The organism is uncultured Salegentibacter sp., assembly GCF_963972535.1.
Classification (GTDB): domain Bacteria; phylum Bacteroidota; class Bacteroidia; order Flavobacteriales; family Flavobacteriaceae; genus Salegentibacter.
The window spans coordinates 1-5,972 of the sequence record NZ_CAXAVR010000137.1 but is presented as its reverse complement, the minus strand read 5'-3'; the positions used below and the strand labels follow the sequence as shown (position 1 = coordinate 5,972).

Genomic DNA, 5,972 nt, shown 5'->3' with positions numbered 1-5,972 from the left:
TAATAATGCTGCTGGCTTTTACGGCCTTATTTTCCTGTAAGGAAAATGAAAAACAAGAGCAGCCAGAACAAAAAGAAAAAGAACAGGCAATCGCACCGGTTTCTAATGACGCTTTAGAGTCGGCGGTGATTTACGAAGCAAATATTCGCCAGTATTCACCGGAAGGAACCTTTAATGCCTTTACCAAAGATATTCCGCAGTTAAAGGAACTGGGTGTGAAAGTGATCTGGTTAATGCCAATTTACCCGATTTCTATGAAAAATAGAAAAGCAACCGGAGATCTTTCAGTAGAAGATATTGAGGATCCGGAAGAAAGAGAGAAATATCTTGGAAGCTATTATGCGATTTCAGATTATACCGATGTAAACCCTGAATTCGGGAACTTTGAAGATTTTGAAAAACTGGTAGAAACCGCTCACGAAAACGATATGTATGTAATCCTGGATTGGGTGGCTAACCACACCGGTTGGGATCATAAATGGATAGAGGAAAAACCTGAATTTTACCATAAAAATGAAAAAGGTGAAGTTACCGATCCTATAAATCCTGCAACAGGGGAATCCTGGGGCTGGACAGATGTTGCTCATTTAAATTTTGAGAACAAAGAGCTTCATAAAGCTATGGGGGAAGAAATGAGGTTTTGGGTAGAAGAATATAATATTGATGGTTTTAGAGCCGATGTAGCCGGGGAAGTACCAACTGAATTCTGGGAAAGCATTGTTCCGCAATTAGAGGAAATTAAGCCGATTTTCATGCTAGCAGAGTCAGAGGACAAGGATCTTTTTGAAAATGCTTTTGATATGGGTTACAACTGGGAAGGTCACCATATTATGAATGAAATGGCACAGGGTAAGAAAACTGCCAAAGACTGGGATGCTTATATGCAGAAAATAGATTCCACTTACCAGGAAGATGATTATTTGATGAATTTTGTTACCAACCACGATGAGAATTCCTGGAACGGAACCGTGAAAGAGAGAATGGGAGATGCTTCAGAAGCTATGATGGCACTTACTTATACTTTACCTGGAATGCCATTAATATACAGTGGGCAGGAATATGATATGGATAAAAGACTTTTATTTTTTGAAAAAGATACTATTCCGAAGGAAAAAGGAAAAGTTTGGCCTTTACTGGAAAAACTTGGAAAATTGAAAAACGAAAACAAAGCCCTGCACGGTGCAAAGGAAGCTGCTTCTTATGAAAATATAGAAACTTCAGAAGAAGAAAAAGTTTTAGCTTTTAAAAGGGAAAAAGATGGAGCTAAGTTATTTTATATTGCCAATATGAGCGATAAAAATACTAGCTTCAGCATTCAGTTAAACGGAAGTTTTGAAGATTATTTATCTGGAGAAAGCTTAGAGATTTCAGAAGATAAAAATATAGATCTGGAACCCTGGCAGTACTTTATCTTAATAAATAAGTAATAAATTTACTAAAAAACTAAAAACAGCCCTCTCGAAAGGGCTGTTTTTGTTAGTTATTAACCGAAAACGTTTTAGTTTTTTAGGAAATTAGGTTATATTGTAGAATTAAAATAGATTTGGCCTAATGGCGAAAAAAATTAATAAAATTGCAGTCTTAACTTCTGGGGGTGATGCACCCGGAATGAACGCCGCTATAAGGGCGGTTGTTAGATCCTGTTCATATTATAACCTGGAATGTGTGGGTGTTTACCGCGGGTTTCAGGGACTTATAGAAGCAGATTTTGAACCACTTAACGCAAGATCTGTTAGAAACATCATTAATAAAGGAGGTACATTTTTAAAATCTTCCCGATCTGAAGAATTTAAAACTAAAGAAGGAAGGGCAAAAGCTCATAAAAATCTTACCGATGCCGGTATAGATGCTTTGGTTGCGATTGGTGGAGATGGAACTTTTACCGGAGGCCTTTATTTTAGCAACGAGTTTAATTTTCCAATTGTGGGAATTCCCGCAACTATAGATAACGATATTAACGGTACCGATTATACACTTGGTTACGACACCGCTTTAAATACGGTAGTGGAAGCCATAGATAAAATTCGGGATACCGCGAGTTCTCATAACCGATTATTCTTAATTGAAGTTATGGGTCGGGATGCAGGTGATATTGCTTTAAATAGTGGTATTGGTGCAGGAGCCGAAGAAATATTATTGCCGGAAGAAGACCAGGGAATTCAACGAATGATGGATTCTTTGGAAAAAAGTAAAAAATCCGGAAAAACTTCCAGCATTATCGTGGTGGCTGAAGGTGAAAAGAGCGGAAAGAATATTTTTCAGTTAGCTGAATTTATTTCGCAAAGCCACGAAGAATATGACATTAAAGTCTCTGTATTGGGTCATATTCAAAGAGGAGGTTCTCCAAGTTGTTTTGATCGTGTTCTGGCCAGTAAGCTTGGTGTTGGTGCGGTTGAAGCATTAACCGATGGTAAAACCAATATCATGTTAGGCGTGCATCACCAAAAAGTGGTTCACGTGCCTTTGGAAACTGCTTTAAAAGAAGACAGGGAATTTGATCAGGAATTAAGAAGGGTGGCAAACATCACTTCAGTGTAAATTTTTAAAATTTAAATTATGAGTACAAAAATTGGAATTAATGGTTTTGGCCGAATAGGACGTATCGCGTTTAGAATTGCGGCTGAAAAAGATAATGTAGAAGTTGTAGCAATCAACGATTTACTTGATGTAGATCATTTAGCTTACTTGCTAAAATATGATTCTGTTCACGGTAGATTTAAAGGAGATGTTTCTGTTAAAGACGGAAACCTTGTAGTGAATGGAAATACCATTCGTATTACAGCAGAAAAAAATCCTGCAGACCTTAAATGGAACGATGTAGGGGTAGATGTTGTGATTGACTGTACAGGTATCTTTAAAGAAAAAGACTCTGCGCAGGCGCATATTGATGCCGGTGCTAAGAAAGTAGTTATTTCTGCACCATCTAAAACCGCACCTATGTTTGTAATGGGTGTTAACCATAAAGATGTTAAACCAGAAGATACAATTGTTTCTAACGCTTCCTGTACTACAAACTGTCTTGCTCCACTTGCAAAAGTAATAGACGATGAGTTTGGTCTTGTAGAAGGTTTAATGACAACAGTTCACGCAACTACAGCTACCCAGTTAACTGTAGATGGACCATCAGCAAAAGATTTTAGAGGTGGTAGAAGTGCACTTATGAATATTATTCCATCTTCAACCGGTGCAGCCGTTGCTGTAGGGAAAGTAATTCCTAAACTAGACGGGAAACTTACCGGGATGGCTTTTAGAGTACCAACCGCAGATGTTTCTGTAGTAGACCTTACGGTTAAGACAGACAAGTCTGTGAGCTACGAAGATGTAAAAGCTGCATTCAAAAAAGCTTCTGAAGGAGCTTACAAAGGAGTGATTTCTTATACTGACGATGCCGTGGTTTCTCAGGATTACGTATCAGACGCGCACACTTGTAATTTTGATGCCGATGCAGGAATCGCACTTAACGATAATTTTTTCAAATTAATCGCATGGTATGATAACGAATATGGTTATTCTGCCAAACTTTTGGATTTAGCGGCACACGTTAATTCAATTTAATATTTTATTTTAGAGCCTGAAGAAAGCTACGCTTAGGTTATTTTTTAATCTTTAGCCCTTTCCTCAGGCTTTTTAATTAAACCATATTCACACACACATGATATTAATAGCGGACGGTGGCTCTACAAAATGTGATTGGATTTTACTTAGTGCAACGGGAGAAGAATTACTTAGAACCCGCACCAAAGGATTAAATCCGGCAGTATTTCCCGAGGGAGTACTGGAACAACGTATTGAAGAAAATGCCGAATTAAAAGAAGTAAAAGATAAAGTAGAACGCGTGCATTTTTACGGCGCCGGTTGTGGTACCGAAACGCCTAAAAAATTATTGGAAGGAATTTTTACCAATTTCTTTACAAATGTAGAAGAAGTTATAATCCTGGAAGATATGGTAGCTGCGGTTTACGCCGCCACTACAGAGCCTGGTATTGTATGTATTCTTGGTACAGGTTCTAATAGTTGTTACTTTGACGGCAAGGATATTCACCAGGCCGTGCACTCTCTTGGTTATATTCTTATGGATGAAGCCAGTGGAAATTACTTCGGAAAAAGACTAATTAGAGATTATTATTACAAAAGAATGCCTCCAGAACTTGCTGAAGAATTTGGTAAGTTATACAATATGGAGTCAGATGAGATTAAGAAAAATCTCTATCGTAGAGAGAACCCAAATACTTACCTCGCTTCTTTTGCTGAATTTATTTTTTCTAACGAACGTAATGGTTATTTCTACAAATTAGTACACGAAGGAATTACAGATTTTATGCATTCCCGTGTAATGTGCTACAAACAAGCCCAAAATACGCCTGTGCATTTTATTGGTACCATCGCTTACTTTAGTGAAGATATTATTCGTGCAGTAGCCCAACCTTACGGAATAGAAATTGGGAATATTGTACGTAGACCTATTGATGCATTAATAGAATACTATAGAAAAGAAGTGCTTGCTCCTAATTAATTACAGTTTTTCATAAATTTTAGTACATTTAAGAAATTTACACTTAAATGCTTATAAAAGTTTATGGAAGTGCCGTCTTTGGGGTAGAGGCAACTACAATTACTATAGAGGTAAATGTAGCAACCGGTATTGGATATCATTTAGTTGGTCTTCCAGATAATGCGGTTAGGGAAAGCAGTTTTAGAATTGCAGCCGCGCTACAAAATAACGGCTATAAGTTTCCGGGTAAAAAGATCATCGTCAATATGGCGCCGGCCGACCTTAGAAAAGAAGGTTCGGCTTACGATCTTAGTTTAAGCCTCGGGATTCTGGCCGCTTCAGGCCAAATTAAAGCAGAAAATATTTCAGAATATATAATTATGGGTGAGCTTTCGCTAGACGGAAGCTTGCAACCCATAAAGGGCGCCTTACCCATTGCTATTAAAGCCAAAGAAGAAGGTTTTAAAGGATTTATACTTCCGAAGCAAAATGCCAAAGAAGCCGCCATAGTTAGCGGACTTGAAGTTTATGGCGTGGAAAATATCACAGAAGTAATCAACTTTTTTGATAAAGATGAAGCTTTAGAGCGAACCATAATTAATACCCGCGAAGAATTCTACAAAAACCTGGATCATCCCGAACACGATTTTGCCGATGTTAAAGGCCAGGAATCTATAAAACGCTGTATGGAAATTGCCGCAGCGGGCGGTCATAATATTATTTTAATTGGTCCGCCGGGAGCCGGGAAAACGATGCTGGCAAAACGCCTGCCCAGTATTTTACCACCAATGACTTTACATGAAGCCCTGGAAACTACTAAAATTCATAGTGTGGTTGGGCGTGTTAAAGAGCACGTGGGTTTAATGTCTCAAAGGCCTTTTAGAAGTCCTCATCACACGATTTCGGACGTAGCACTTGTCGGCGGTGGAGCGTATCCGCAACCGGGAGAAATTTCTTTATCACATAATGGCGTCTTATTTTTAGATGAATTACCAGAATTTAAACGCGGCGTTTTAGAGGTAATGCGTCAACCGTTGGAAGATCGGGAAGTAACGATTTCCAGAGCTAAATTTACGGTAACTTATCCTTCTAGCTTTATGCTGGTGGCGAGTATGAATCCCAGTCCAAGCGGATATTTTAACGATCCCGATGCGCCTGCAACTTCTTCCCCGGCAGAAATGCAACGCTATTTAAGTAAAATTAGCGGCCCTTTATTAGACAGGATAGACATACATATTGAAGTGACTCCCGTTCCATTTGAAAAATTAAGTGAAGAACGCCGTGGGGAAAGCAGTGTTGAAATTAGGAAAAGAGTGACTCAGGCGCGCCAATTTCAAACCGAACGTTTTAAAGAATCTGATTCAGTGCACTACAATGCACAAATGAGTGTACGCCAAATCCGAAAATTTTGTGCGCTAGATGATGCTTCAAAAGCTTTGCTTAAAACCGCAATGGAGCGTTTAAATCTTTCTGCTCGCGC

5 protein-coding genes are annotated in these 5,972 nt (G+C 38.6%); all 5 read left to right on the top strand.

Going from position 1 to position 5,972, the window contains the following annotated elements; translation table 11 throughout:
- The first annotated feature begins 2 nt into the window (after positions 1–2).
- Entirely contained in the window at positions 3–1,427 is a 1,425-nt protein-coding gene (locus AACZ30_RS12470) for an alpha-amylase family glycosyl hydrolase (protein WP_339649705.1), read from the top strand.
- A 124-nt stretch (positions 1,428–1,551) separates the two neighbouring features.
- The gene (gene pfkA, locus AACZ30_RS12465) at positions 1,552–2,538 is read left to right on the top strand and encodes a 6-phosphofructokinase (protein WP_075326385.1); all 987 of its coding nucleotides are present in this window, start codon (positions 1,552–1,554) and stop codon (positions 2,536–2,538) included.
- Positions 2,539–2,556: 18 nt separating this feature from the next.
- On the top strand, positions 2,557–3,555 hold the full coding sequence (gene gap / locus AACZ30_RS12460) for a type I glyceraldehyde-3-phosphate dehydrogenase (RefSeq protein ID WP_075326386.1): 999 nt from the start codon (positions 2,557–2,559) through the stop codon (positions 3,553–3,555).
- A gap of 97 nt (positions 3,556–3,652) precedes the next feature.
- A complete protein-coding gene (locus AACZ30_RS12455) occupies positions 3,653–4,513 on the top strand; it encodes an N-acetylglucosamine kinase (protein WP_075326388.1) in 861 nt (286 codons plus the stop codon).
- A 47-nt stretch (positions 4,514–4,560) separates the two neighbouring features.
- The coding region (locus tag AACZ30_RS12450) for a YifB family Mg chelatase-like AAA ATPase (protein WP_339649701.1) at positions 4,561–5,972 on the top strand (1,412 nt) is incomplete at its 3' end.